General features: G+C 55.4%; 27 protein-coding genes and 1 tRNA gene. 23 read left to right on the top strand and 5 right to left on the bottom strand.

Annotated elements, in window-relative coordinates; all coding sequences use genetic code 11:
- Positions 1-117 precede the first annotated feature (117 nt).
- Genes QYH43_RS18230 through QYH43_RS18200 form a run of 7 tightly spaced genes read left to right on the top strand, consistent with a single transcriptional unit; the run spans position 118 to position 7,084 of the window.
- The gene (locus QYH43_RS18230; RefSeq protein ID WP_095058000.1) at positions 118-1,074 is read left to right on the top strand and encodes a sugar ABC transporter substrate-binding protein; all 957 of its coding nucleotides are present in this window, start codon (positions 118-120) and stop codon (positions 1,072-1,074) included.
- A gap of 54 nt (positions 1,075-1,128) precedes the next feature.
- Entirely contained in the window at positions 1,129-2,682 is a 1,554-nt protein-coding gene (locus QYH43_RS18225; protein WP_095151916.1) for a sugar ABC transporter ATP-binding protein, read from the top strand.
- Positions 2,679-3,656, top strand: coding sequence for an ABC transporter permease (locus tag QYH43_RS18220; RefSeq protein ID WP_095057998.1), 978 nt, complete (start codon positions 2,679-2,681; stop codon positions 3,654-3,656). The genes QYH43_RS18225 and QYH43_RS18220 overlap by 4 nt, the downstream gene beginning before the upstream one ends.
- Positions 3,657-3,659: 3 nt before the next feature.
- Positions 3,660-4,679 (top strand): LacI family DNA-binding transcriptional regulator, encoded by a 1,020-nt coding sequence (locus QYH43_RS18215; RefSeq protein ID WP_095057997.1) that lies wholly within the window; start codon positions 3,660-3,662, stop codon positions 4,677-4,679.
- 21 nt (positions 4,680-4,700) lie between these two features.
- Positions 4,701-5,618 carry a ribokinase gene (gene rbsK / locus QYH43_RS18210; RefSeq protein ID WP_095057996.1) on the top strand — a complete coding sequence of 306 codons (918 nt, stop codon included), beginning with the start codon at positions 4,701-4,703 and terminating at the stop codon, positions 5,616-5,618.
- A complete protein-coding gene (rbsD, locus tag QYH43_RS18205) occupies positions 5,615-6,019 on the top strand; it encodes a D-ribose pyranase (protein WP_095057995.1) in 405 nt (134 codons plus the stop codon). The genes rbsK and rbsD overlap by 4 nt, the downstream gene beginning before the upstream one ends.
- A gap of 36 nt (positions 6,020-6,055) precedes the next feature.
- Positions 6,056-7,084 (top strand): nucleoside hydrolase, encoded by a 1,029-nt coding sequence (locus QYH43_RS18200; protein ID WP_095057994.1) that lies wholly within the window; start codon positions 6,056-6,058, stop codon positions 7,082-7,084.
- 34 nt (positions 7,085-7,118) lie between these two features.
- Here QYH43_RS18200 and QYH43_RS18195 read toward each other — a convergent pair whose 3' ends face one another.
- Positions 7,119-7,331, bottom strand: coding sequence for a hypothetical protein (locus QYH43_RS18195; protein WP_095057993.1), 213 nt, complete (start codon positions 7,329-7,331; stop codon positions 7,119-7,121).
- A gap of 131 nt (positions 7,332-7,462) precedes the next feature.
- Between QYH43_RS18195 and QYH43_RS18190 the strand changes: the two genes are divergently transcribed.
- Both QYH43_RS18190 and QYH43_RS18185 read left to right on the top strand, forming a co-directional pair.
- Positions 7,463-7,768 carry a hypothetical protein gene (locus QYH43_RS18190; protein ID WP_095057992.1) on the top strand — a complete coding sequence of 102 codons (306 nt, stop codon included), beginning with the start codon at positions 7,463-7,465 and terminating at the stop codon, positions 7,766-7,768.
- A 165-nt stretch (positions 7,769-7,933) separates the two neighbouring features.
- Entirely contained in the window at positions 7,934-8,254 is a 321-nt protein-coding gene (locus QYH43_RS18185) for an I78 family peptidase inhibitor (RefSeq protein ID WP_095057991.1), read from the top strand.
- 71 nt (positions 8,255-8,325) lie between these two features.
- Here QYH43_RS18185 and QYH43_RS18180 read toward each other — a convergent pair whose 3' ends face one another.
- Together QYH43_RS18180 and QYH43_RS18175 are read right to left on the bottom strand one after the other, a co-directional pair.
- Positions 8,326-8,538, bottom strand: coding sequence for a cold-shock protein (locus QYH43_RS18180; protein WP_003179963.1), 213 nt, complete (start codon positions 8,536-8,538; stop codon positions 8,326-8,328).
- Positions 8,539-8,830: 292 nt separating this feature from the next.
- Entirely contained in the window at positions 8,831-9,133 is a 303-nt protein-coding gene (locus tag QYH43_RS18175; protein ID WP_095057990.1) for a hypothetical protein, read from the bottom strand.
- 374 nt (positions 9,134-9,507) lie between these two features.
- Here QYH43_RS18175 and thrS point away from each other — a divergent pair, with 374 nt between their 5' ends.
- The 13 genes from thrS (at position 9,508) to QYH43_RS18110 (ending at position 22,562) form a co-directional block, all read left to right on the top strand.
- Positions 9,508-11,430 (top strand): threonine--tRNA ligase, encoded by a 1,923-nt coding sequence (gene thrS, locus QYH43_RS18170; protein ID WP_095057989.1) that lies wholly within the window; start codon positions 9,508-9,510, stop codon positions 11,428-11,430.
- Entirely contained in the window at positions 11,430-11,981 is a 552-nt protein-coding gene (gene infC / locus QYH43_RS18165; protein WP_172435341.1) for a translation initiation factor IF-3, read from the top strand. Before thrS ends, infC begins: the two co-directional genes overlap by 1 nt.
- A gap of 60 nt (positions 11,982-12,041) precedes the next feature.
- The gene (gene rpmI / locus QYH43_RS18160; RefSeq protein WP_002553160.1) at positions 12,042-12,236 is read left to right on the top strand and encodes a 50S ribosomal protein L35; all 195 of its coding nucleotides are present in this window, start codon (positions 12,042-12,044) and stop codon (positions 12,234-12,236) included.
- A 28-nt stretch (positions 12,237-12,264) separates the two neighbouring features.
- Positions 12,265-12,621 (top strand): 50S ribosomal protein L20, encoded by a 357-nt coding sequence (rplT, locus tag QYH43_RS18155; RefSeq protein ID WP_007905879.1) that lies wholly within the window; start codon positions 12,265-12,267, stop codon positions 12,619-12,621.
- A 109-nt stretch (positions 12,622-12,730) separates the two neighbouring features.
- Positions 12,731-13,747, top strand: a complete 1,017-nt coding sequence (pheS, locus tag QYH43_RS18150; RefSeq protein WP_007905876.1) for a phenylalanine--tRNA ligase subunit alpha — start codon at positions 12,731-12,733, stop codon at positions 13,745-13,747.
- Between the two features lie 26 nt (positions 13,748-13,773).
- Positions 13,774-16,155: a phenylalanine--tRNA ligase subunit beta gene (gene pheT / locus QYH43_RS18145; protein ID WP_095151920.1), complete on the top strand. Its 2,382-nt coding sequence runs from the start codon at positions 13,774-13,776 to the stop codon at positions 16,153-16,155.
- 3 nt (positions 16,156-16,158) lie between these two features.
- Complete coding sequence (gene ihfA, locus QYH43_RS18140) at positions 16,159-16,461, top strand: integration host factor subunit alpha (protein ID WP_002553164.1); 303 nt, start codon at positions 16,159-16,161, stop codon at positions 16,459-16,461.
- Positions 16,442-16,798 carry a MerR family transcriptional regulator gene (locus QYH43_RS18135; protein WP_003179985.1) on the top strand — a complete coding sequence of 119 codons (357 nt, stop codon included), beginning with the start codon at positions 16,442-16,444 and terminating at the stop codon, positions 16,796-16,798. The genes ihfA and QYH43_RS18135 overlap by 20 nt, the downstream gene beginning before the upstream one ends.
- Before the next feature lie 88 nt (positions 16,799-16,886).
- Positions 16,887-16,963: transfer RNA gene (locus QYH43_RS18130), tRNA-Pro, on the top strand.
- Between the two features lie 749 nt (positions 16,964-17,712).
- The gene (locus tag QYH43_RS18125) at positions 17,713-18,687 is read left to right on the top strand and encodes a hypothetical protein (protein ID WP_301157743.1); all 975 of its coding nucleotides are present in this window, start codon (positions 17,713-17,715) and stop codon (positions 18,685-18,687) included.
- 319 nt (positions 18,688-19,006) lie between these two features.
- The gene (locus QYH43_RS18120; RefSeq protein WP_301157756.1) at positions 19,007-20,437 is read left to right on the top strand and encodes an IS1182 family transposase; all 1,431 of its coding nucleotides are present in this window, start codon (positions 19,007-19,009) and stop codon (positions 20,435-20,437) included.
- A gap of 436 nt (positions 20,438-20,873) precedes the next feature.
- Positions 20,874-21,602, top strand: a complete 729-nt coding sequence (locus QYH43_RS18115) for a DUF1353 domain-containing protein (RefSeq protein ID WP_301157742.1) — start codon at positions 20,874-20,876, stop codon at positions 21,600-21,602.
- A 249-nt stretch (positions 21,603-21,851) separates the two neighbouring features.
- Complete coding sequence (locus QYH43_RS18110; protein WP_301157741.1) at positions 21,852-22,562, top strand: HNH endonuclease signature motif containing protein; 711 nt, start codon at positions 21,852-21,854, stop codon at positions 22,560-22,562.
- 275 nt (positions 22,563-22,837) lie between these two features.
- Here the strand turns inward: QYH43_RS18110 and QYH43_RS18105 are convergent, their stop codons facing one another.
- Positions 22,838-23,821, bottom strand: a complete 984-nt coding sequence (locus QYH43_RS18105) for a hypothetical protein (protein WP_301157740.1) — start codon at positions 23,819-23,821, stop codon at positions 22,838-22,840.
- Positions 23,822-24,244: 423 nt separating this feature from the next.
- On the opposite strand from QYH43_RS18105, the gene QYH43_RS18100 reads away from it, so the two are divergent.
- A complete protein-coding gene (locus QYH43_RS18100; protein ID WP_301157739.1) occupies positions 24,245-24,529 on the top strand; it encodes a hypothetical protein in 285 nt (94 codons plus the stop codon).
- A 684-nt stretch (positions 24,530-25,213) separates the two neighbouring features.
- Here the strand turns inward: QYH43_RS18100 and QYH43_RS18095 are convergent.
- Positions 25,214-25,546, bottom strand: coding sequence for a hypothetical protein (locus QYH43_RS18095; protein ID WP_301157738.1), 333 nt, complete (start codon positions 25,544-25,546; stop codon positions 25,214-25,216).
- Positions 25,547-25,938: the final 392 nt, after the last annotated feature.

The raw sequence follows: 25,938 nt of genomic DNA, 5'->3' as shown, positions 1-25,938 counted from the left end.
CGCATAGTTCGGTTCACGCAAACGTTTGCGCGACTCCGGCGACGGCGCTTGTCGAAGCCGTGTTGCTGACGCCAGTGCAAGCGTTGCTCACAATAATCATAAGATCGGAGTGAACCCATGAAGCTGCCATTCGCTGGACACCTTCTTGCTGTCGCTATGCTGGTTGCCGCATCCGCTTCTCTGCCTGTCTCTTCGGCTTTCGCCGAAACACCTGAAAAACCCAAAGTCGCGCTGGTCATGAAATCCCTGGCCAACGAATTCTTCCTGACCATGGAAGATGGCGCAAAGGCCTATCAGAAAGACCATTCCGGCGAATTCGACCTGATCTCCAACGGTATCAAGGACGAGACTGATACCGCGGGCCAGACACGTATCGTCGAGCAGATGATCCTGGCCAAGGTCAATGCGCTGGTCATTGCGCCGGCGGACTCCAAAGCCATGGTTCCAGTGATCAAGAAAGCCATCGATGCCGGGATCACCGTGATCAACATCGACAACCAACTGGATCCGGCCGTCGTCAAAAGCAAAAACATCAGCGTGCCATTCGTGGGCCCGGATAACCGCAAGGGCGCGCGTCTGGTGGGTGACTACCTGGCCAGGCAACTGAAGGCAGGTGATGAGGTCGGCATCATTGAAGGCGTGTCCACCACCACCAACGCCCAGCAGCGCACTGCCGGTTTCAAGGATGCGATGGAGGCGGCGCAGATCAAAGTGGTGTCCTTGCAGTCTGGTGACTGGGAGATCGATAAGGGCAATAAGGTCGCCGCGTCGATTCTCAGCGAATACCCGCAAACCAAAGCCCTGCTGGCCGGTAACGACAGCATGGCGGTGGGGGCGGTTTCTGCCGTGCGTGCGGCGGGCAAGACCGGCAAAGTACAAGTGGTGGGCTACGACAACATCAATGCCATCAAACCCATGCTCAAGGATGGTCGAGTGCTCGCCACCGCTGACCAGTTCGCGGCCAGGCAAGCAGTATTCGGCATCGAGACTGCGCTCAAGATTCTCAAGGGCGAGAAGGTCGACAGCGGCGCCAACGGCGTGATTGAAACGCCTGTAGAGCTGGTTACCCAGTAATCCTCTGACGACACAAAAGCGCTCGTCCTTCCGGGCGGGCGCGTGGAGAGTTTTATGTCAGTTTCCACTCCGGACGTTGTCCTCACGGTCAGTGGCATCGGCAAGACTTACGCGCAACCGGTCCTGACCGGGATCGACCTGACGCTCAGGCGCGGTGAAGTACTGGCGCTGACCGGTGAGAATGGTGCCGGCAAAAGCACGCTGTCGAAGATCATTGGCGGTTTGGCTACGCCGACGACCGGCCAGATGCAGTTTCTTGGGCAGGACTACCGTCCGGGCAGCAGGGCACAGGCGGAAGGCATGGGCATCCGCATGGTCATGCAGGAGCTCAATTTGTTGCCGACCTTGTCGGTGGCGGAAAACCTGTTTCTCGACAACCTGCCCGGCATTGGTGGGTGGATCAGCCGCAAGCAACTGCGCAAGGCAGCCATCGTAGCCATGGCCCAGGTAGGGCTTGACTCGATCGACCCCGACACGTTGGTCGGCGAGTTGGGTATCGGTCATCAGCAAATGGTCGAGATTGCCCGCAACCTGATCGGCGATTGCCATGTGCTGATTCTCGATGAGCCGACCGCGATGCTTACGACGCGCGAGGTCGAGATGCTGTTCGAGCAGATCACTCGGCTGCAGGTGCGCGGCGTGTCCATCATCTATATCTCCCACCGCCTCGAAGAGCTCGCCCGCGTTGCTCAACGCATCGCAGTGCTGCGCGATGGCCATCTGGTTCGCGTCGAGCCGATGGCCAACTACAACAGCGAACAACTGGTCACGTTGATGGTCGGTCGTGAGCTCGGCGAACACATCGATATGGGCGCGCGCGAAATCGGCGCTCCAGCCTTGACGGTCAAGGGACTGAGCCGTTCCGACAAGGTTCGCGACGTGTCTTTCGAAGTTCGCACCGGTGAGATTTTCGGCATTTCAGGGTTGATCGGAGCAGGGCGCACCGAGTTGCTGCGCCTGATTTTCGGGGCGGATCTGGCAGACAGCGGCACGGTGGCACTGGGCTCGCCTGCGCAGGTTGTCAGCATTCGCTCACCGGTCGATGCAGTTGGTCACGGTATCGCGTTGATCACTGAAGATCGCAAGGGCGAGGGCTTGCTCTTGACCCAATCGATCAGCGCCAACATCGCATTGGGCAACATGCCGGTTATCTCCAGTGGCGGCATCGTCGACAACAACGATGAACATGCGCTGGCTCAGCGCCAGATCGATGCCATGCGCATCCGAAGTTCCGGTCCGGGGCAATTGGTGTCCGAGTTGTCTGGCGGCAATCAGCAGAAAGTGGTGATTGGCCGTTGGCTGGAACGTGATTGTTCGGTGCTGCTGTTCGATGAGCCGACGCGGGGCATTGATGTCGGCGCCAAGTTCGACATTTACAACCTGCTGGGTGAACTGACCCGCCAGGGTAAGGCGCTGGTGGTGGTGTCCAGTGACCTGCGTGAGTTGATGCTGATTTGTGACCGGATCGGTGTGTTGTCGGCGGGGCGTCTGATCGAGACGTTCGAACGCGACAGCTGGACTCAGGATGATTTGCTTGCCGCTGCATTCGCCGGCTACCAAAAACACGATGCGCTGCTCAACGAAGCTGCGCCTAGGGATCTTCCATGAAAACCGCTTCTTCCGCCGGCAACCGCAGCGGCAACTTCTACGGCCTCGGCACCTACATGGGGCTGGCCGGGGCCTTGCTGGCGATGGTGGTGCTGTTCTCGACCCTGAGCAGTCATTTCCTCTCCTACGACACGTTCAGCACGTTGGCCAATCAGATTCCCGACTTGATGGTCCTGGCGGTCGGCATGACCTTCGTGCTGATCATCGGCGGTATCGATCTGTCGGTAGGGTCAGTGCTGGCGCTCGCGGCTTCGACGGTCAGCGTGGCCATTCTCGGCTGGGGCTGGAGCGTCCTGCCCGCAGCGTTGCTCGGCATGGCCGCGGCGGCGTTGGCCGGGACCGTCACCGGTTCGATCACTGTGGCGTGGCGCATTCCGTCGTTCATTGTGTCCCTCGGTGTGCTGGAGATGGCCCGGGGTGTGGCGTATCAAATGACCGGTTCGCGCACGGCCTACATCGGCGACGCGTTTGCCTGGTTATCCAACCCGATCGCCTTCGGCATTTCCCCGTCGTTCATCATCGCTTTGCTGATCATATTCATCGCCCAGGCGGTGTTGACCCGTACCGTGTTCGGTCGTTATCTCATTGGCATCGGTACCAACGAAGAGGCGGTGCGTCTGGCTGGGATCAATCCCAAGCCCTACAAGATTCTGGTGTTCAGCCTCATGGGGCTGTTGGCCGGTGTTGCTGCACTGTTCCAGATTTCGCGCCTGGAGGCGGCGGACCCCAATGCCGGTTCCGGTCTGGAGCTGCAAGTGATCGCAGCGGTCGTGATCGGCGGGACCAGCCTGATGGGTGGACGCGGCTCGGTCATCAGCACATTCTTTGGTGTATTGATCATTTCCGTATTGGCGGCCGGCCTGGCGCAGATTGGCGCCACTGAACCGACCAAGCGCATCATCACCGGTGCGGTAATCGTAGTGGCGGTGGTGCTCGATACTTATCGCAGTCAGCGCGCAAGCCGGCGGTCCTGAGTCATGGCAACGATCAAAGATGTGGCTGCGCTCGCGGGAATTTCCTACACCACGGTTTCCCATGTGGTGAACAACACCCGGCCAGTCAGCAAGGACGTACGGATCAAGGTCGAAGAGGCGATCAAGACCCTCGACTACGTACCCAGTGCCGTGGCCCGCTCACTCAAGGCCAAAACTACGGCGACCATTGGTTTGCTGGTGCCCAACAGTCTCAACCCGTATTTCGCCGAACTGGCGCGGGGCATCGAGGATTACTGTGAGCGCAATGGTTACTGCGTGATCCTCTGCAACTCTGACGACAACCCGCAAAAGCAGCGCAGCTACCTGCGCGTATTGCTGGAAAAACGCATCGACGGCCTGATCGTCGCCTCGGCCGGTGGAGACAGTAGCCTGGCGCAAGGTTTGGCGGGTGTGCGCACGCCGATGGTGATCGTCGACCGAGGCTTGGAAGGCGTCGATGCCGATCTGGTGCGAATCGATCATGAATATGGTGCTTATCTGGCGACCCGGCACTTGCTGGAGTTGGGGCATCGAGATATCGCAACGATCAGCGGCCCGGCAACCACCAGTGTGGCGCAAATGCGTCTGTCCGGTTTTTGCCGGGCCCTTAAAGACGCAGGCGTGGAAGTGCCCCGCGAACGCATGCTGGAAAGCGACTTCACCAGCACCGGCGGTTACAACGCCGCGGCAATCCTGTTGGCCCAGAACCCGCCCAGCGCCATTTTTGCGGGCAACGACATGATCGGTATCGGCGTGTTACGAGCCGCCGCCGAGCGCAACATCCGTGTGCCGACGCAGCTGTCAGTGATTGGCTTTGACGATATTCAGATGAGTCGCTACGTCTATCCGGCGTTGACCACTGTGGGACAGTCGATCCTGCAGCTGGGCGAGATGGCCGCAGAAGTGCTTTTGCGGCGCATTGCCACGCCGGATCTGGTCACTGAGCAACGGATCGTGACGCCGAGCATTGTTGTGCGCGAATCGACGGCTCCGTTGCCCGGCGTGTTCGACGAATACCGCTGAAACTGAATGAATGAGTACTGTATGCCAGCAAACGTAGTGGTAATAGGCAGCCTGAACATGGACCTGGTCACTCGGGCGCCACGGCTGCCGCGTGGTGGTGAAACTTTGATCGGCGAATCGTTTGCTACGGTTTCCGGTGGAAAGGGCGCAAACCAGGCCGTGGCCGCGGCAAGACTGGGGGCTCAAGTCTCGATGGTCGGTTGCGTGGGGAGCGATGCCTACGGCGAAGCGTTGCGTGGAGCCTTGCTGGCTGAACAGATCGATTGTCAGGCGGTCAGCACGGTTGATGGCTCCAGTGGCGTGGCGTTGATCGTGGTCGACGATAACAGCCAGAACGCGATCGTTATTGTCGCTGGCGCCAATGGTGCGCTGACACCCGCGTTGATCGGTTGTTTTGATGCCGTACTGCAAGCTGCCGATGTGATCATTTGTCAGCTTGAAGTGCCGGACGCCACGGTCGGCCACGCGCTCAAGCGCGGTCGTGAGTTAGGCAAAACCGTGATCCTGAACCCGGCGCCGGCCAGTCAGCCGCTGCCGGCTGATTGGTATGCCTCGATCGATTACCTGATTCCCAACGAAAGCGAAGCGTCGGCCTTGAGTGGTTTGCCGGTGGATTCTCTGCAAAGCGCTGAAGCCGCCGCGACCAGACTGATAGCAATGGGAGCTGGCAAGGTGATCATCACGCTTGGTGCCCAAGGATCATTGTTCGCGAGTGGTGATGGTTTCGAACACTTCCTGGCGCCTGTCGTGAAAGCGGTTGATACAACGGCGGCTGGGGATACGTTTGTCGGCGGCTTTGCTGCAGCGTTGGCGGCTGGCAAAGGCGAAGCCGAAGCGATTCGCTTCGGACAGGTCGCCGCAGCGCTGTCGGTCACCCGTGCTGGTGCACAACCCTCGATTCCCACCCTGTCCGAAGTCACGGTGTTCAAAACCTCATGAAAAAGACACCGCTGTTGAACGTTGCGCTGTCGCGGCTGATCGCGTCATTGGGGCATGGCGACATCGTGATAATCGCTGACGCCGGTTTGCCGGTGCCGCCGGGTGTGGAGCTGATCGACCTGGCCTTGACCCAGGGTATTCCGGATTTTGTCAGCACCTTGAAGGTTGTGCTCAGCGAAATGCAGGTCGAAAGGCATGTACTGGCGCAGGAGATTCTCGAGAAAAAACCGTCAGCGCTGGCTGTGCTTGATGAGCTGAGCGCTGAAGGGGCGCTGGGCCAGCGGGAGTGGCTCAGTCATGAGCAGTTCAAAGCCCTCAGTCGCCAGGCGAGGGCGATTGTTCGGACCGGTGAATGTCAGCCGTACTGCAATATTGCTCTGATTGCCGGAGTAACGTTCTGAATCGCTTTTGATTTTCCAATGCACAAGGAGTGCGCCATGTACCGCTATGCTAAGAAACTGCACCATTTGTTCCGGAGTCTGCTGCTTTTGTCCGTTATTGCTGCAACAAACGCCCAGTCGGCGGAAAAAATCGACCTGATCATCGACACCGATCCGGGGGCCGATGACGTGGTCGCCTTGCTGTTTGCGCTGGCTTCGCCGGATGAACTGAATGTTCGTGCGTTGACCACTGTTGCAGGCAATGTTCGTCTGGATAAAACCTCGCGCAATGCACGGCTCGCCCGGGAGTGGGCCGGGCGGGAAGAGGTGCCTGTTTATGCGGGCGCGCCGAAACCGCTGATGCGCACACCGATCTACGCCGAGGACATCCATGGCAAGGAAGGTCTGTCGGGTGTCACCGTGCATGAGCCGAAAAAGGGCTTGGCCCAGGGCAGCGCGGTGGCTTATCTGATCGAGACCCTGAAGGCGGCCAAGCCCCATAGCATCACCATTGCCATGCTGGGCCCGCAGACCAACCTGGCCCTGGCGTTGATCCAGGAACCTGAAATCGTCCAGGGCATCAAGGAAGTGGTGATCATGGGTGGTGCACACTTCAATGGTGGCAATATCACGCCCGTGGCGGAGTTCAACCTGTTCGCCGACCCGCAGGCTGCCGAAGTGGTACTCAAAAGTGGCGTGAAACTGACCTACCTGCCGCTGGACGTGACCCACAAGATTCTCACCAGCGAATCGCGACTGCAGCAAATAGCCGTCCTGAACAATAAGGCCAGCAAGCTCGTGAGCGACATTCTCAATGAATACGTCAAGGGTGATATGGAGCATTACGGCATTCCGGGTGGTCCGGTGCACGATGCCACGGTCGTCGCCTACCTGCTCAAGCCCGAGTTGTTCAGCGGTCGCTCGGTCAATGTGGTGATCGATAGTCGCGAGGGGCCGACGTTCGGTCAAACCATCGTTGACTGGTATGACGGACTCAAGGCGCCGAAGAACGCTTTCTGGGTTGAAAGCGGAGACGCTCAAGGCTTCTTCGATCTGTTGAGCGAGCGCCTGGCGCGATTGAAATAGGTTTTAGCGCCCGCAGGTGCTGGCCCTGCGGGGTTTACCCCCGCCCGATATCCGTTGCGGCCCGTTGGTCTGCCAGATGCTTTTCGAAAACCTGTTCGATAAACGATTGGGCGGCGTCGGCTCCCAGGTCCCTGACCAACAGATCGATACCGATAATGGCCAGCTCTTCGGTGCTGCCGGGGCTGTATGAGCTGTGGCCGTCCTGCCACTTGGCCTTGATGTCGGCGTCGATGCTTACAGTGGTCATGATGGCGCTCGTGAAGTCTGGGGGATTGAGCGTCGAGTTAAGCATTTTGCGGGGCGTTTGGCACTCCGACTTAGGCATGATTGGAGCGCTATGCGACACTTGGTCTTTGACGAAAATTCAAGGAACGTGCCGTGCAGATCGATTTGAACTCCCCAGATGGCCTGACCCTTGACGCTGTGCGTCAGATGCTGGCAGGTGCCAGTGACGATGAACATACCCAATTGCGGGTCACCAAGGGAGGGGTTGCCTATATTTCCTCGGGTGTCGTGGGCGGCACCGATATCGACGGGTTGTTGTTTCGTCTCGAAACGTGGGCCAAGGGTTCAGGCTACGTCGGGCTGGTTGCAGCTAGCGATGAAGTCTGGGTCATGCAAATCTTCAATGCGTTGAAAGATAACTGGCCAAATCCTGCGTACGACTACATTGACGTTTATTGACCGTCGTTCATATTCAGTCACGATTGAATGGTTAAGGGGAGGGCGGCACTCAGGCAGAATCGCGGCTCGTCCGGATCAGGGGCGCGGTGTCAGTGCTCCTTGTGAAACCAAACGCCAGCCTGGTTGTCGCACGATCTCAGCTTAATCATTGAATAAGGAGGCTTCATGCCTTGGAAGCTCGCGTCATTGGGTGCTTTGTTGGCCGCTGCCACACTGGCCGGTTGCAACACTACCTCCACGGAGTCGACAGCAGGCACTGCTACGACAACTGACACGGGTCACAGCCGTTGTGAGGCAAAGGCTGCCGAATTCACCATTGGCAAAAAGGCATCGCCAGAACTTTTGGAGCAGGCGCGTACTCGCGCCGGGGCACAAAATGCACGGTTCCTCTTGCCAACCGATATGGTGACGCTGGAATACCGTTCCGATCGACTGAATCTGAACACCGATGCCAATCGGGTCGTCACCCGCGTCAACTGCGGCTGACCACTCACGCTTTTGTTTCATCCATAAAAAACCCCGTCACATGGACGGGGTTTTTTTAGTGCGCCTGGAAATTACTCTGGGCGAACTTGAGCAGCTTGCATACCCTTTTGGCCTTTCTCAGCCACGAAGGAAACAGTCTGGCCTTCTTTCAGGCTTTTGAAACCGTCGCTTTCGATAGCTTTGAAGTGTACGAACAGGTCGTCACCGCCACCTTGAGGAGTGATGAAGCCGAAGCCTTTTTCATCGTTGAACCATTTAACGGTGCCGGTTTGGCGATTAGACATGGTGTATCTCCAAGAAACATATATTTTCAGTAGTACTGTGCTGCTCAGGCCAACTGGGCACACCCGAGTATCATAGTCGAAATGTTCGCTTTGGGAGCCCCCCGGACGCACTGTTTGCCAACCAGTCGTGTTTTCTTTGTGTCCTTTGGCGGCTGAAAGCCCCGATCTATAAGGCTTTCAGTCGAAAGTTAAGGCGATAAAAAAAGCTGAAAAACCTGAATAAATTGTACGAAAGGGCCTGTTTCAGCAGCTTTTTAACAGTATTTCAGGGGTTGAAAGCGCGAGGGCGAGCTTATTTTTGCTCTTTGTTGGTGGCCTTGCAGGCTGCAATTTTGCTCAGTGCCTGCTGCTTCAAAGTGTCGCTGGCCGTGTTGTTCATCAGGGACTGAATATCGGCGGCAGGGTACGACTTGATCGCATCGGCACCGCAGGCGCAGTGGGATTTCGCTGCGGGTGTACCAATCTTCTCGGCAGCGGCAGGAACACACTGAGCCATGTATTTCTCCCGTTCGCCTTTCGGCCATTCTGCATGGGCGGCCAGTGGCAGCAGGAGAATGACGGGGGCGACGACTGCGAATAAACGATTCAGACGCATGCTGAGATACTCCTTGTGGGTCAAATGTCTTGTTATCTGAGAGCGATAGTGCACTTCAAGTTCAGCACTCTGGCATAAAAACAGCCATTTTACCCAGCTACAAAACCTGCACGCCGTGGCAACCGTTCATCTGTGCTAGCATGCGTCGCTCGGGCGTTTGCAGGCTCCGGTTGACCTTCAGTCCCGGCAGCGGCTAAAGCACGATTAACCCTGATTTGAACCCCAGTCACTCTGGTTCGGTTTCCGGTTGGCCGCAAGGCTCCTGCCGCTGTAAGGCAGGCGTTCGTCATTGAATGGCCTGGATCGGATCTTGTACTGGCTCATCCCAACCCACGTGACCTTTGGTAGGGGTCACCACTAGGAGAGGAGGCGCCATGCCAACTATTACTCTTCCCGACGGCAGTCAACGTTCATTCGATCATCCGGTTTCCGTAGCCGAGGTCGCCGCATCCATTGGTGCCGGCCTGGCCAAGGCCACTGTAGCAGGCAAGGTCGATGGCAAACTGGTCGATGCCAGCGACATCATCAACAGCGACGCCACGCTGCAAATCATCACGCCCAAGGATGAAGAGGGGTTGGAGATCATCCGCCACTCTTGCGCCCACCTGGTCGGTCACGCAGTCAAACAACTGTATCCGACGGCCAAGATGGTTATTGGTCCGGTCATTGATGAAGGCTTCTATTACGACATCGCCTTTGAGCGTCCTTTCACTCCGGACGACCTGGCCGCTATCGAACAGCGCATGCAGCAGCTGATCGAGAAAGATTACGACGTGATCAAAAAAGTCACTCCGCGTGCCGAAGTGATTGAAGTGTTCAAGGCCCGAGGCGAAGACTACAAGTTGCGCCTGGTCGAAGACATGCCGAACGAGCAGGCTATGGGCCTGTATTATCACGAAGAATACGTCGACATGTGCCGCGGTCCGCACGTGCCGAACACCCGCTTCCTGAAATCCTTCAAGTTGACCAAGTTGTCCGGCGCCTACTGGCGTGGCGATGCCAAGAACGAGCAATTGCAGCGCGTTTACGGCACCGCATGGGCCGACAAGAAACAACTGGCTGCGTACATTCAGCGTATCGAAGAAGCTGAAAAGCGCGATCACCGCAAGATCGGCAAGCGCCTGGGCCTGTTCCACACCCAGGAAGAGTCGCCGGGCATGGTGTTCTGGCACCCGAATGGCTGGACTCTGTACCAAGTACTTGAGCAGTACATGCGCAAGGTTCAGCGCGACAACGGTTACCTTGAGATCAAGACACCTCAGGTCGTTGACCGCAGCCTGTGGGAGAAATCCGGGCACTGGGCCAACTACGCCGACAACATGTTCACCACCCAGTCGGAAAACCGCGACTACGCCATCAAGCCAATGAACTGCCCTTGCCACGTGCAGGTGTTCAATCAAGGTCTGAAAAGCTACCGCGAGTTGCCGATGCGTCTGGCCGAATTCGGCGCATGCCACCGTAACGAGCCGTCGGGTGCATTGCACGGCATCATGCGCGTCCGTGCATTCACTCAGGATGACGCTCACATCTTCTGCACTGAAGAGCAGATGCAGGCTGAATCCGCTGCGTTTATCAAGCTGACCATGGACGTCTACGCCGATTTCGGCTTTAAAGATGTCGAGATGAAGCTGTCCACTCGTCCGGAAAAACGCGTCGGTTCCGACGAGCTGTGGGATCGCGCCGAAGCTGCATTGGCCGCAGCCCTTGATAGTGCGGGCCTGCCGTACGATCTGCAGCCAGGTGAAGGTGCATTCTACGGTCCGAAAATCGAGTTCTCGCTGAAAGATTGCCTTGGCCGTGTCTGGCAGTGTGGTACTCTGCAGCTCGATTTTAACCTGCCTGTCCGTTTGGGAGCCGAATACGTCTCCGAAGACAACAGTCGCAAGCACCCGGTAATGTTGCACCGGGCGATCCTGGGCTCCTTCGAACGTTTCGTCGGAATCCTGATCGAGCACTACGAAGGGGCATTCCCCGCGTGGCTGGCTCCGACCCAGGCAGTGATCATGAACATCACTGATAAACAGGCAGATTTTGCCGCCGAAGTTGAAAAAACTCTCAACGAAAGCGGATTTCGTGCCAAGTCTGACTTGAGAAATGAAAAGATCGGCTTTAAAATCCGCGAGCATACTTTGCTCAAGGTTCCTTATCTCTTGGTTATCGGAGATCGGGAAGTCGAGATGCAGACTGTCGCTGTGCGTACTCGTGAAGGTGCTGACCTGGGCTCGATGCCCGTCGCCCAGTTCGCTGAGTTTCTCGCGCAAGCGGTTTCCCGGCGTGGTCGCCCAGATTCGGAGTAATTATTATTAAGCGTGAAATGAGACAAGATAAACGAGCTGCACCGAAAGCCCCGATCAACGAGAATATCTCGGCACGCGAGGTTCGGTTAATTGGGGCTGAAGGTGAACAGCTTGGGATTGTGTCAATTGAAGACGCGCTTCTTAAGGCTGAAGAGGCCAAGCTGGATCTGGTGGAAATTTCCGCCGATGCAGTACCCCCTGTTTGCAAACTGATGGACTACGGCAAATCGATCTTCGAAAAGAAGAAGCAGATTGCTGCGGCCAAGAAAAACCAGAAGCAGATTCAGGTTAAAGAAATCAAGTTTCGTCCAGGGACGGAGGAAGGGGATTACCAGGTAAAACTGCGCAACCTGGTACGTTTCCTGAGTGATGGGGACAGGGCCAAGGTATCCTTGCGATTCCGCGGCCGTGAGATGGCCCACCAGGAGCTGGGGATGGAACTCCTCAAGCGAGTTGAAGGTGACTTGCTCGAGTACGGTTCGGTCGAACAGCATCCTAAGATGGAAGGACGCCAACTGATTATGGTCATCGCCCCGAAAAAGAAGAAGTAATCAACAGGGCACGGCAGGCCTTCTGATTATGTTTATCAACTGAATGCGGAGTATCCGAACATGCCAAAAATGAAGACCAAAAGTGGTGCTGCTAAGCGGTTTCTGAAAACTGCTAACGGTATCAAGCACAAGCACGCTTTCAAGAGCCACATCCTGACCAAAATGTCGACCAAGCGTAAGCGTCAACTGCGCGGTAGCAGCTTGCTGCATCCGTCTGACGTGGCAAAAGTCGAGCGCATGCTGCGCCTTCGTTAATTTTAGTCAAGAATAGAGGAAGTAACTCATGGCTCGTGTAAAGCGTGGCGTCATTGCCCGTAAGCGTCACAAAAAAATTCTGAAACTTGCTAAAGGCTACTACGGCGCACGCTCCCGCGTATTCCGTGTTGCCAAGCAAGCGGTAATCAAGGCAGGCCAATACGCCTACCGTGACCGTCGTCAGAAAAAACGTCAGTTCCGCGCTCTGTGGATCGCTCGTATCAACGCTGGTGCTCGTATCAACGGTCTGTCCTACAGCCGTTTCATCGCCGGCCTGAAAAAAGCGTCCATCGAGATCGACCGTAAGGTTCTGGCTGATCTGGCAGTGAACGAAAAAGCGGCGTTTGCTGCGATTGTCGAGAAAGCTAAAGCCACCTTGGCTTAAGTACCCCCGACAGTCACCCGGCCTCGCATCTGTGGGGTCAGGTGTTAAACGTCATAAATAGGGGAAGAGCCTTCAAGCTCTTCCCCTATTTTGTATCTGGAGTCTGTACATGGAAAACCTGGATGCGCTCGTCTCTCAAGCACTAGAGGCTGTGCAAAGCGCTGAAGATATCAATGCCCTGGAGCAAATCCGGGTTCACTACCTTGGCAAGAAGGGTGAGTTGACTCAGGTGATGAAGACCCTGGGGAATTTGCCGGCAGAAGAGCGTCCGCAAGTCGGCGCGCTGATCAACGTTGCCAAGGAGCGTGTCACAGAGGTTCTCAATGCACGCAAGGCACTGTTTGAGGAAGCCGACCTGGCTGCCAAACTGTCTGCGGAGTCCATTGACGTAACCCTGCCTGGCCGTGGTCAGACCTCCGGTGGTCTGCACCCGGTTACTCGTACTCTGGAACGTATTGAACAATTCTTCACCCATATCGGCTACGGCATCGCCGAAGGCCCTGAGGTCGAAGACGATTACCACAACTTCGAAGCGCTCAACATCCCAGGCCACCACCCGGCCCGGTCGATGCACGATACCTTCTATTTCAATGCCAACATGTTGCTGCGCACCCATACCTCGCCGGTACAGGTCCGCACCATGGAGTCAAAACAGCCGCCGATCCGCATCGTCTGCCCAGGCCGTGTGTACCGTAGCGACTCGGATATCACCCACTCGCCGATGTTCCACCAGGTCGAAGGTCTGTTGGTCGATCGCGACATCAATTTCGCCGACCTCAAAGGCACCATCGAAGAATTTCTGCGGGTGTTCTTCGAAAAAGAGTTGGCCGTGCGTTTCCGCCCTTCGTACTTCCCGTTCACTGAGCCATCCGCTGAAGTCGACATGGAATGCGTGATGTGCAGCGGTAAAGGCTGTCGTGTCTGCAAACAGACCGGTTGGCTGGAAGTCATGGGCTGCGGCATGGTTCACCCGAACGTGCTGCGTATGTCCGGGATTGACCCGGAAGAGTTTTCGGGCTTTGCCTTCGGCATGGGTGTTGAGCGTCTGGCCATGCTGCGTTACGGCGTGAACGACTTGCGTCTGTTCTTCGACAACGACTTGCGGTTCCTCGCGCAATTTCGCTAGTCGTAACGAATTCTTAGGAGAGCAGGATGAAATTCAGTGAACAATGGCTGCGTGGCTGGGTTAGCCCGCAGGTAAGTCGCGACGAGCTGGTTGCTCGTCTGTCGATGGCCGGTCTTGAGGTCGATAGCGTAACGCCGGCCGCCGGTGTTTTCAGTGGCGTGATCGTGGGCGAGGTGCTTAGTACCGAACAGCACCCGGACGCCGACAAGCTGCGCGTTTGCCAGGTCAGCAACGGTTCGGAGACCTTCCAGGTTGTATGCGGTGCACCCAACGTGCGCCCGGGCCTGAAGATCCCGTTCGCCACCATCGGCGCCGAATTGCCGGGCGACTTCAAGATCAAGAAAGCCAAGCTGCGGGGCGTTGAGTCCAACGGCATGCTGTGCTCGCAAGCCGAGCTGCAAGTGGGCGAAGGTAACGATGGTCTGATGGAGCTGCCGGCAGATGCGCCGGTGGGTCAGGACATTCGTGAATACCTGAACCTGGAAGACGCCAGCATCGAGGTCGACCTGACCCCGAACCGCGGTGACTGCCTGTCTCTGGCGGGTCTGGCCCGTGAAGTTGGCGCGCTGTATGCCGCTCAAGTCACTCGTCCGGTGGTTGCAAGCGTTCCAGCGGTCCATGACGAAGTGCGATCGGTTGAGGTGCTGGCGCCGGCGGCCTGCCCGCGTTACCTGGGTCGTGTGATCCGTAACGTCGACCTGTCAAAGCCTACACCGCTGTGGATGGTCGAGCGTCTGCGCCGTGCTGACGTGCGCAGCATCGACGCCGCCGTCGATATCACCAACTACGTGATGCTGGAGTTGGGTCAACCGCTGCACGCTTTCGATCTGGCCGAAATCAATGGCGGCATTCGTGTGCGCATGGCTGAAGAAGGCGAGAAGCTGGTACTGCTTGACGGTCAGGAAGTTAGCCTGCGTAGCGATACGCTGGTGATCGCCGACCACACCCGCGCACTGGCAATTGCCGGCGTCATGGGGGGCGAGCATAGCGGCGTCAACACCGCGACCACTCGCGATATCTTCCTGGAAAGCGCGTTCTTCGATCAGATCGCCGTCGCTGGCAAGGCCCGTTCCTATGGCCTGCACACCGATGCATCGCACCGCTACGAGCGTGGCGTGGACTGGCAGCTCGCCCGTGAAGCCATGGAGCGCGCCACTGGCCTGCTGCTGGAAATCACCGGTGGCGAAGCCGGCCCGATCATCGAAACCGTGAGTGAGCAGCACCTGCCGTCGATCGCCCCGATTACCCTGCGGGCTCAACGCATCACCCAGATGCTGGGCATGGAAATGGACTCGGCTGAAGTTGAGCGTCTGCTCAGCGCTTTGGGCCTGACCATTACCGCTGACGGGGCAGGGCAGTGGCGCGTAGAAGTGCCAAGCCATCGCTTCGATATCAGCCTGGAAGTCGACCTGATCGAAGAGTTGGCGCGTCTTTATGGTTATAACCGCTTGCCGGTTCGTTATCCGCAAGCGCGTCTGGCGCCGCAAGCCAAGGCGGAAGCCCGTAGCGACTTGCCGGAACTGCGTCGTCTGCTGGTTGCTCGTGGTTATCAGGAAGCGATCACCTACAGCTTCATCGATCCGAAACAGTTCGAATTGTTTAACCCGGGTGTTGAACCGCTGTTGTTGGCTAACCCGATTTCCAACGACATGGCTGCCATGCGTTCGTCGCTGTGGCCTGGTCTGGTCAAGGCGCTTCAGCACAACCTGAACCGTCAGCAGGATCGCGTTCGTCTGTTCGAGAGCGGTCTGCGCTTCGTCGGTCAGCTCGAGGGCTTGAAGCAAGAGCCGATGCTGGCCGGTGTCGTTTGCGGCAGCCGCCTGCCGGAAGGCTGGGCGCAAGGTCGCGATGTCGTCGACTTCTTCGACGTCAAGGCTGACGTGGAAGCGGTGCTGGGCTTCGCCGGTGCGCTGGGTGCATTCACTTTCGTGCCTGGTAAACACCCAGCGTTGCATCCGGGTCAAACCGCGCGCATCGAACGTGACGGGCGTCTGGTTGGCTTCATCGGCGCAATTCACCCTGAGTTGTCGAAAACCCTGGGTCTGGATCGTCCAGTGTTTGTTTTCGAGATGGTTCTGGCGGAAGTGGCCTCGGGCAAAATGCCTAAATTCCACGAGTTATCGCGCTTTCCTGAAGTTCGTCGTGACTTGGCACTGATCGCGCACAAAGACGTCGCAGCCTCGGCTGTATTGGACGTAATCCGTGAAAATGCAGGCGAATGGCTGACAGACCTAAGGCTATTTGACGTGTATCAGGGTAAAGGCATTGATCCTGATAGAAAAAGCCTTGCAGTTGGCTTGACCTGGCAGCATCCATCGCGCACTCTTAATGACGATGAGGTGAATACCACGACGCAAAACATCCTCACCTCGCTCGAAAAAAGGTTGGACGCCACGTTAAGGAAGTGACGTATGGGGGCTTTGACGAAAGCTGAGATGGCGGAACGTCTGTATGAAGAGTTGGGCCTGAACAAACGGGAAGCCAAGGAATTGGTTGAGCTGTTTTTCGAGGAAATCAGGCACGCTCTTGAAGACAACGAACAAGTCAAATTGTCCGGTTTCGGCAATTTCGACCTTCGGGACAAACGCCAGCGGCCTGGCCGCAATCCGAAAACGGGAGAAGAAATCCCGATCACGGCTCGCCGTGTGGTCACCTTTCGTCCAGGGCAGAAGTTGAAGGCCCGAGTTGAGGCTTATGCTGGAACCAAGTCATAACGACGAGCTACCCGTCATCCCAGGCAAACGCTACTTCACCATTGGTGAAGTCAGCGAGCTTTGTGCGGTCAAACCGCATGTGCTGCGCTATTGGGAGCAGGAGTTTCCTCAACTCAACCCCGTCAAACGCCGCGGCAATCGCCGGTATTATCAGCGCCAGGATGTGCTGATGATCCGGCAGATCCGCGCGCTTCTTTACGATCAAGGGTTCACCATCGGCGGCGCACGCTTGCGTTTGTCCGGCGATGAAGCCAAAGACGACACCACGCAATACAAGCAAATGATTCGCCAGATGATCGCTGAGTTGGAAGATGTTCTGGTGGTTCTCAAGAAATAATTTCCTGCTTTTAAATACTTCCAGTTTTCAAAAGCTTGCGATATATTCTTGAGCGTCCTTCGAGGTGAAGGACGGTTTCACGCCTAGTCGGGGCGTAGCGCAGTCCGGTAGCGCACTAGCATGGGGTGCTAGGGGTCGAGTGTTCGAATCACTCCGTCCCGACCATATTTTTCAATGAGTTAGGTCGGTAGCGAAAGCACCGGCCTTTTTCATTTGTGAATTTACCCCACCTTTTACCCCACTGAAAAATTGCCCCTCCAGCAGAATGTACAGCGGGTGGGTGTCTAATTAATTCCTTGCTAGTAATGAGCGGTCTCGTTCGCGTGCACGATAGCGTTTCCGGGTTGGCGATTAAACAACGCTTTTCCTATCGTTCGAGGGTTGTCGGTTCTGAGCTTTTTACCTACTCCTTCAGTCTTGGAGTAATCATTGGAGTGGGGCCGCCTCGTCCGCACGCGATGGATTCCCAATGCATCAGATCGGTGGCACTGAAGATGGGCACGGCTGGTGGCTTGATTTGGTTTGCGGCAGAACGCTGTAACTATGCGGCTAGCGGTTAGAATTTTAAGAAAGGATTGGGAGCGGCCTTTGGCGAAAAGCCTCAGACTTTTACTCCTCTCTCAGGGTGGCGCGACAGCCATTGAGGCCGTCAACTTTTTGCATAGACCAAAAATCTTGCATGGACAAAAATTCTACGAATTAATGCGAGATAGTTTTCCGGAGCGGTCTTTGAGGCGAAAGCTCCAGACTTTTCCCCTCCCCCCAAGTGATGCTGTCGAGCAACACTAGCGCCTAGGCTGCGCAGCCTAGTGAGTGGCTGCGGGTGTTCGCGCTGCCCAGCGGTCTGGCTGAGACGCGCGACAACAAGTAGATTCTCAAGGCGAACAGGGACTCTTGACCATGGGGTAGCCCGAATGAATATTGACTCGTTAGCTACGAGTGGCTATGCCATTGTGGTGAATGGCTTGCCAAGTGAGACCAACCAGCGTCTATTGGCTGCGCTTACAGAGAACATTGCTTGGATAAGTCAGGGTATCAACCTGAGAGGCGTTGAGGAGGTCGGTGCGCACATTCACTACGAGCAAGCCTTGCGAGGGCTGGATCGAGGTTTTGGGCGAGCGTCAAATCAGGACTCGTCAAGTAACACGTCCATCGAGAGTAATCAGGGATTCGGCGGTGGTCGGGCTATCCCCGTGCTACGTGATGGGCGGGTTAAGAGCCATATCATCCTGAATGTGCTGGACATGCTCCCGCTGCGGGATCAGTTGGCACGTGGCCATAATCAATCAGTGCACCTTCTGGCTCATGAGTGCGCGCACGCCGAGGTTATCGAGACGCTGGCGCAGAAGTTCACCAGCGAGTTATTTGTGCAAGATCCCGGGGGGCTCTATGCGTCGCTGCGTCGGTTGGTAATCAATCGCTGCTGGAATGAATACGGGGCCTGTTGGATTGCCGCGAATTATGGTGAAGACCCAACGCCCCGCTATGAGCTGAACTTCTTGCGGTACCTGGCGAGCGTCACGCAGCGCTCGCGGGATTTGGTGGCCGACTATCGTAACCACGCCGATCTTGAGCGTGTTTTGTTTGATGTGCACTTGGCCTACGCAAGGCTGATGGTGCTTGGTAGTTACCTGCTGGGTGCGCTGAATGGCACTGCGCGGACTTGGCGCGATCTCCCTGAAACCGCAAAGATGCTGAGCGGCAGTTGGTACGCGCCATATTTCGAGCGGCTGGACGTGGCGCTCGCTGATTTGGCCGCCGCCAACGGCACTTGGGCCAACCTCGCTGGTTTTCAGGTGATCGCCGATATTGCCGATGATCTGATGAGCCAGGGTGGCGTTTGTGTCGAGGACCAAGGCGCGGCGGGGTTATCGATTCGAGTGACCTGAGCGCGTTTCGTTGACTGATTCGCCGAACCGATGTACAGCGGCTCTGCGTGGCAAGGCTTTGCCCGTCTGACCTCTTACGCCGCTCTAGGAACTTTTAGTATTAGCCTTAATGTTAGAGATACCAGTTGTAGGCAAGTGAATCGCCCCTGTATTCATAGACGCTTCCTTGTGACCGCCCTTGGCACCGGCTACCAGTCACGCCGGCAAGTACGGGTCGTTTGCTGCTTGGGACAACAGGCAGCTAAGGGGCCAGAGTGTGTAAAAACGCCTTCGCGAACCCTTGCTATGATTTCTGAGGATTGCATCGCAGGGATCGCCTATTAAGCGCTTTATCCAAGGTGAACATCGAGGCCAAGGCACCTTACTTCCCGAGAGTCTCGACGACTACGTCAGCGATACCAATCCGGTGCGCGTAGTCGACGTCTTTGTCGACGAACTCGACCTGGTCAATCTGGGTTTTGAAGGTGCCATTCCAGCCGATACTGGCCGGCCTGCTTACCACCCCGCGATCTTGCTAAAGATCTACATCTACGGCTATCTCAACCGCATCCAGTCGAGCCGACGTTTGGAGCGAGAAGCCCAGCGCAACGTCGAGCTGATGTGGTTGACCGGGCGTTTGATGCCGGACTTCAAGACCATCGCCAACTTCCGAAAAGACAACAGCAAGGCCATCCGAGGCGTCTGTCGCCAGTTCGTTGTGCTGTGTCAGCAGTTGGGACTGTTTGGAGAAAATCTGGTCGCCATCGATGGCAGTAAATTCAAAGCAGTCAACAACCGCGACCGCAATTTCACCAGCGCCAAACTGAAGCGGCGCATGGAAGAAATTGAATCGAGTATCAACCGTTACCTGGCGGCACTCGATGCTGCCGATCGGCAAGAACCCACAGCTTCCGAGCCCAGTGCCGTGTGGCTGGAAGAGAAAATCGCCAAGCTCAAAACTCAAATGAAGGAGCTTCAAGCGATCGAAATCCAGCTCAATGAATCGCCGGATAAACAGGTCTCACTGACCGATCCAGACGCCCGTTCCATGATGACGCGCGGCACAGGAATCGTCGGCTACAACGTGCAGACAGCGGTCGATACTCAGCACCATTTGATCGTTGCCCATGAGGTGACCAACGTCGGTTCCGACCGCGATCAACTCAGTTCAATGGCCAAGCAGGCCCGCGAGGCGATAGCGTCAGAAACGTTGTCGGTGGTGGCGGACCGAGGTTATTTCAAAAGCGAACAAATCCTGGCTTGTCACGATGCAGGCATCACCGCCTATGTGCCCAAGCCGATGACCTCTGGAGCCAAGGCTGACGGGCGTTTCAATAACGATGCCTTCGTCTATGACGCGGCAAAAAACGAATACATTTGCCCGGCTGGAGAGGCGCTGATCTGGCACTATTCCTACGTTGAAAAAGGTCTGAAGCTGCATCGTTACTGGAGTTCGAAATGCCAGGGCTGCGCGTTGAAATTGCAGTGCACACCGAGCACGGAACGACGAGTTCGACGCTGGGAGCATGAAGATGTATTGGAGGAGATGCAGCTTCGGCTGAGCAAAGCACCGGAGATGATGCGAGTCCGAAAACGGACGGTTGAGCATCCCTTCGGGACGCTCAACCAATGGATGGGCGCGACGCACTTCCTGACGCGAAAGCTGGCCGGGGTGAGTGCGGAGATGAGTTTGAATGTGCTCGCCTACAACATGAAGCGGGTCATGAAAGTCATCGGTGCCAACGGTTTGATGAAAGCGCTAACGGCCTGAAAAAGGCTGATTTTGGCCCATCCCAAGAGCTGTAAAAACAGCGTTGGCGTGTTCCAGGTCGCGACTAATGCGATCCGCGGCATCGACTGCGCAATCGCTCAGTCAACGAGCGTCGATGATCGAAAGCGATGAGGTCATGAGCGTTTTTACACACTCTGGGCCGATTGCTGCCTGCCACCAAGAGCCGCTATCGCCAAGAATCGTCCACACGACGAATAAATAAGGGCAAGACTGAAGCCCTATAGCGCTTAACATCGTGATCACACACGTGGTCCGCAACGCTCCGGAAACAGTTCTACTTTTTCCCAGTACTCATTTGTTTTTAGACAGAACGTAGAGTCTTTACTAACGTGAAGGAAGTTAGCAATCACCTTGCTAGTACTATCCATTTGGTGTTCGCATCACTCTGATGCTCAGCATTTTTCAAGGAGGGATGATGGGAAGATTACTGGCAATCATAGTGTTAGCGTTCTCAGCAAACATTTATGCTGAGGACTGGGGGAAATTCTCTGGACCACTAAGAGTTGAGTTTCTGCACGCCAAACACGATATAAAACTGTTAAGCGACTTTGGGTACACAGGTCCTGGGCCTCAGAAACTGTTCTGGCTAGCGCCTAAAGGCACTGTTACAGATGGTGCTTCGATACCTCAGATAGCCTGGTCTGTCGTGGGTGGACCACTTGACGGACAATACCGCGACGCAGCAGTTATTCACGACGTAGCGTGTGTAAACAAAAAAAGAAGTTGGCAGCAGACTCATTTAGCTTTTTACACTGCCATGCGAGCGGCAGGTGTTGATGTCACAACCGCAAAAACAATGTACGCGGCGGTTTACCACTATGGGCCGCGGTGGGCGGAGCCGACCCACATCTTGCTACCACGGACAAAATCAGTGCTAGTTACCTCTGATATCGAGAAGATCAACGCAGATCTTCAACTAGGGAAAAAGGCAGTATTGATAAACGAGGGGCGGACTATTAGAAGAACCGTATCCACTGGTCTCTTGAAAAATGAACAATTAGAGGAAGTAGTTGGTGCAGTACTTGAGGTTCGTGAACAACAGCCCGAATCGTCAAAGGAGGCTTTCGAAAAAATGGCAAAGGAGATCAGAGACAAAAATCTTAGCCTCACCGAAATCGAGAATTTACCAGTTGTTGATAATTGATTGAATTGCCCTTGATATCGCAGACACAACAAGTACTGGCTTCTGGAAGTTATCTGCCTTTGGTGAAAGACAGGTAACGACCAAAAGCGGGATTTCACATCTTGGTCCCTGCCGCAGGACTGCGTAGTCTCCCTCGATTGTGTTTCCTGTGCGCCAAGCGCTAGACTATCAGCGACCGTCACCGCAAATACTGTGCAATGAAAAAATGCAGCTTAATACGGGACGAAATTTGGCAGGTTAAGGGTACCTATGGCGTATGAGTTCTTTCAAGACAAAGAAACAGAATACCAAAATTGGATAGCATCCAATCCGAATGGATTTGTCTTGACGACTACAAAAAACATTTCAATTAGCTATATGGTATTGCATCGTGCAACGTGCCGAACTATCAGCCAGTACATGAGCAACATGGCAAAAGGTGCCTTTACGGGAAAACGCTACATAAAAATATGCTCAAACAACCCCGGAGATCTGTCTGACTGGGTTGAAACGCAGGGCGGTGCTGGATTTACAACGCTATGTTCAAAATGTAGCCCTAATATATTTTTATCGGTAGCTTCCGAGCCAGTTCTGTGCATGAGTCCAGATGATCTCGAACGGGAAAGCGATCGTCTTTTTCATGAGAACTTTCATAGAGTTCCAGCTGGCCAAGACTCGCCAGCAAGACTGGCGCGCGCGACTGAGCAGTTTGTGCGCGACGCTCAGGTTGTTGCTTTCGTCCTCCGAAAAGCAAGTGGTAAGTGTGAATGTTGCCGCCAGCCAGCCCCGTTTGAAAAGCCAAATGGGTTGCCGTATCTCGAAGTTCATCACGTCAAACGGTTGGCATCAGGAGGCTCCGACAAAACTACCAATGCAGTGGCATTGTGCCCCAATTGCCACCGAGAGCTGCACCACGGGGCAAACGCAACGGAACTGGCCGAAAGGCTGTATTCACGTGTTGAACGGCTCGTGCGGGAATGAAGCACGAGTCACCCCTAGTTCTGTAGACGACTCTAGAGGTTTTCGAACCGTCGGCATACGGCCGAGGCTGTGTAAAAACGTTTTTGAGCGCGACAAGTACTCAAAATCGGACTGGAAATCGCGTTTCTACGCGAAATCCACATCTGCTGACGTGCCGATAAATTTCAGATTTAACGTAGATGCGCATACTTCAATTTTGGTGAAGCGTTTTTACACACTCTGGGCCAGAAGCAGTCAGTCGGCTACATCTAGGAATCCAAGGATGATTCAGATAGCTAGTCTTGTAGACTTTTATAAGCTTTTCCTATTCGTAGCAGGAGGGCCTGGACGTCATCACCAAACAGAACCGTAATGCCGTGTTGGTTTTCGGCGAGGTGACAATTCTGCTCCGCATGAGCCTTGGTCACTATCAATATCTTGTCAATCAAGCGAACCTTTGGATCGTTATTCCAGTAAGCATCTGCTTTGTTGAGTTGATTCAGCGGAGCTTCTGATACTTTTCCGATGTAGTCCTTTACTTGAATGGCGATCAAGTAGCTGTAATTAGTCAAACCAGGGATCGTGATGGAAATATCGGTGCCATGATGGAATTCTTCAGGGCCACCGCGACGCGCTACCTTGCAAGGGGCAGGGAACAGGCGTTTGAGCCCTTCAATCAGGGCAAACTCCCATTCCGCGTTGGAGAAACCGTTCTCTACTTTTTCGTATAGCGAAGCAGCGAATTTTTGTTCATCAAATGATTCTGAAAAGCTGTCTTGAACCGCCTCGGCAAAGCGATCACTGAAACTTTGACTCGAGCGCATGGCTTCGTCATCCAGAGTGATCAGAGCTTCAATTTCTTCGGCGCATGCATCCAGGGTCCAGAACCTTGAGAGAGAACCCAGCGCAGCACGAATCTTGCCCGACACATTGGTATTCTTGCGGGTAAACTGCTTGAGCCGCTTGACCGGAAAACTGTGCCCATAGTCCTTGAACACAGGATCGGGCGCATAGGTATAGCCAAGGTTGAAGTCGTCTGTTGCCTCCACGATGGCCACCTCATGGTAGTTAGGTAGCCTTGGGACCAATAGGATGTCGCCTTTTTTCACCTTGTTATAGATTGGCAGATTGCGTTTAGCACCACCGCTTAGGTCCGGATTAGTCAGTTCCTGTTCTGGGTATTTTCCCCATCCCTGGTGCAGGCGACCTTGCTCTAGTTTTTGCCGAAAAAACATAATATTGCGTTTGTCGATACGGTAACCCCAGTAGTTCCTCGACACAATTTTGCTCCAGATTAGTGAGTAGTGGGCTCTAGTTTGGCCATGATGCCAGAATGATTGCTCAGAACTAGTCCCCTCCCTTCACTTGCGCACTGAAACCCCTTAATTAGGTGGATGCGTTCGAATGTCCGTATATGGCCGATTCTGTTGAAAAAGTCGGTTCGCCCAAATGGCCGGAATATTGACTGGTGAAAATGCTTTTTTACACGCTGCTACGTGAAATCCGAGCTCGGAAGCCTCTGCCCAAAGTAAAGATTTCAATCTCAGGCGCGTATTTTTCTGCCGTGGAGACCATGGCCGACTGTTTTCAACAGAATCGGCCGAATTCTGCCTCTCGCCGAGGGCTACAACCGCGACTCGACGACCCTGAAGAGCACGTCTGAAGCTACAGGCTCACCATGACCCATGATGAGGAGAGCCGGCATGTTCATTCATCCCCACATGATTTCCAGCGACCTGGTACGCAACCTCGACGCACAATTGAACCGCCTCGACGCGGTGGCCCATGTCGCGGTGGGGCACACGGATACCTCCGCCCTGGTCGCAATTGGTCAGGGTTTCCCTGCCCCCTTTCCGCTTAGCCATCCAACCCTCAGTTCGTTTGTCGAGGCCGATTTGATCGCTGCCAGCCTCAATGCCTTGCAGGGGATAGGTGATCGCCAACGCATCGCGATCCTGCGGAGCATGACCGGTGCAGGAGGCCACTGATGCTGCTCACTTGGAAGGGAATGCTGAGTTAGTGGGGGGGCACGACTTTCGCCAAAGCCAGCCTTACAAGGGGGGAAGGCTCTCTGGAGCTAGAAAACCATTCGCTCGGCTACACTGCCCCTAACAAAAGGAGCCCGTCCCATGAACATTAAGCAGCCTGAACCCGCGCCCGTGCTAGCCGCTTGGCGCGCCCTCTATTTCGATCACGCTGAGAGGCGCCCGACCTTGCGTAGCCATGTGCTGCGCGCCAATGGCGAGCCCGCGTGCGGTCTGGGTGGGGGGGCGGGACGATCTTGGTAGCAGGCCACACCCCAGAGCCGGCCGGGGAGGTGGCCGAGTCGGCGCGCTGCCAGCGGCCAGGCTGATGGCCGGCGCCCGTGTACAAGTAATCTGCCCAAGGACTGCGCAGTGAGAATAACGATAGCGTTATAGTGAATCCAGCCTAGATAAGATTCAGTTCATTACGATAGAGTAATCGGTTTACTCATGTGCATAACACTCCGCTCCAGGTGCGGCCCGGCCAGAGCGGAGAGGCTGCGGAGTGCGATGGTTAGGTATTATCGCGCGCACAATTTTGCAAAAAAGAATTAGTAGCAGAAACGGCAAAGACGGCTAAAAATTGCGTCGATACTCCGAGCGAGCGGACGCGCAACGCCGAGCGACAAACGGGATCTGAGGCTCTATTCACTTCTTAGGCTTGCATGTGATGTTGCCGGTGGAGCCTGAGCACTCCAGCTGCACGCTATCTCCTTTTTCTTTGTAGTTGCGAAGAGTAATCCCCACAGTTGGCGCCTCCTCGCGTGGAGCGACTGTGGAGTATGGAGCGCTAGAGGCAGTGCTAGCGTTCTGCGTGGCCTTCTCATTCGCACTCGGCAGGAGAAAGACGATGAGCACAAAGGCTGCGGCGCCGCCGAGACCGGTCAGGACTTTATTTCGAACTCCCTCCACGACCGAGAAAACAATATACGTGACGAAGGGCACTAGACAGATCAATAAAAGGTTTACGATCACAATCATCAAAACTTCCTTTTAGCGCAATTGCGTGAGTGTAGGACGGTATCCCTGCAGATGGGATAGAACCCATTCAGTATATCTGTCTCAGAAGTCCTGGGTTATGTGACGACTCATTCGGGCCTAACGGTAACGGCTTTACGATTTCGCGTGAGTCTGTCGCAGGTACTCAATTATCTGCGACATGACATGCGACAGATGTGGCATTGAGAAGGAATGGGGCGCTCGGTACCCACTCAAGGCAAAGATCTGGAGTCGCAGCGAGGCACGCTGGCGGGTGTAGTCTGTCATAACTGACCGAAAATGGCCGCTTCTGGCCGATTTCTGTCTTCCACGACTGGCTAAAATCGACCCAAAGCAGACTATTGTTCGAAATAGTGTTCGCCTCTTGGATACAG

The sequence above is a fragment of the Pseudomonas sp. C32 genome (assembly GCF_030417915.1).
Classification (GTDB): domain Bacteria; phylum Pseudomonadota; class Gammaproteobacteria; order Pseudomonadales; family Pseudomonadaceae; genus Aquipseudomonas.
The sequence above is the reverse complement of the archived record's forward strand: the minus strand, read 5'-3'. Positions and strand labels throughout refer to the sequence as shown.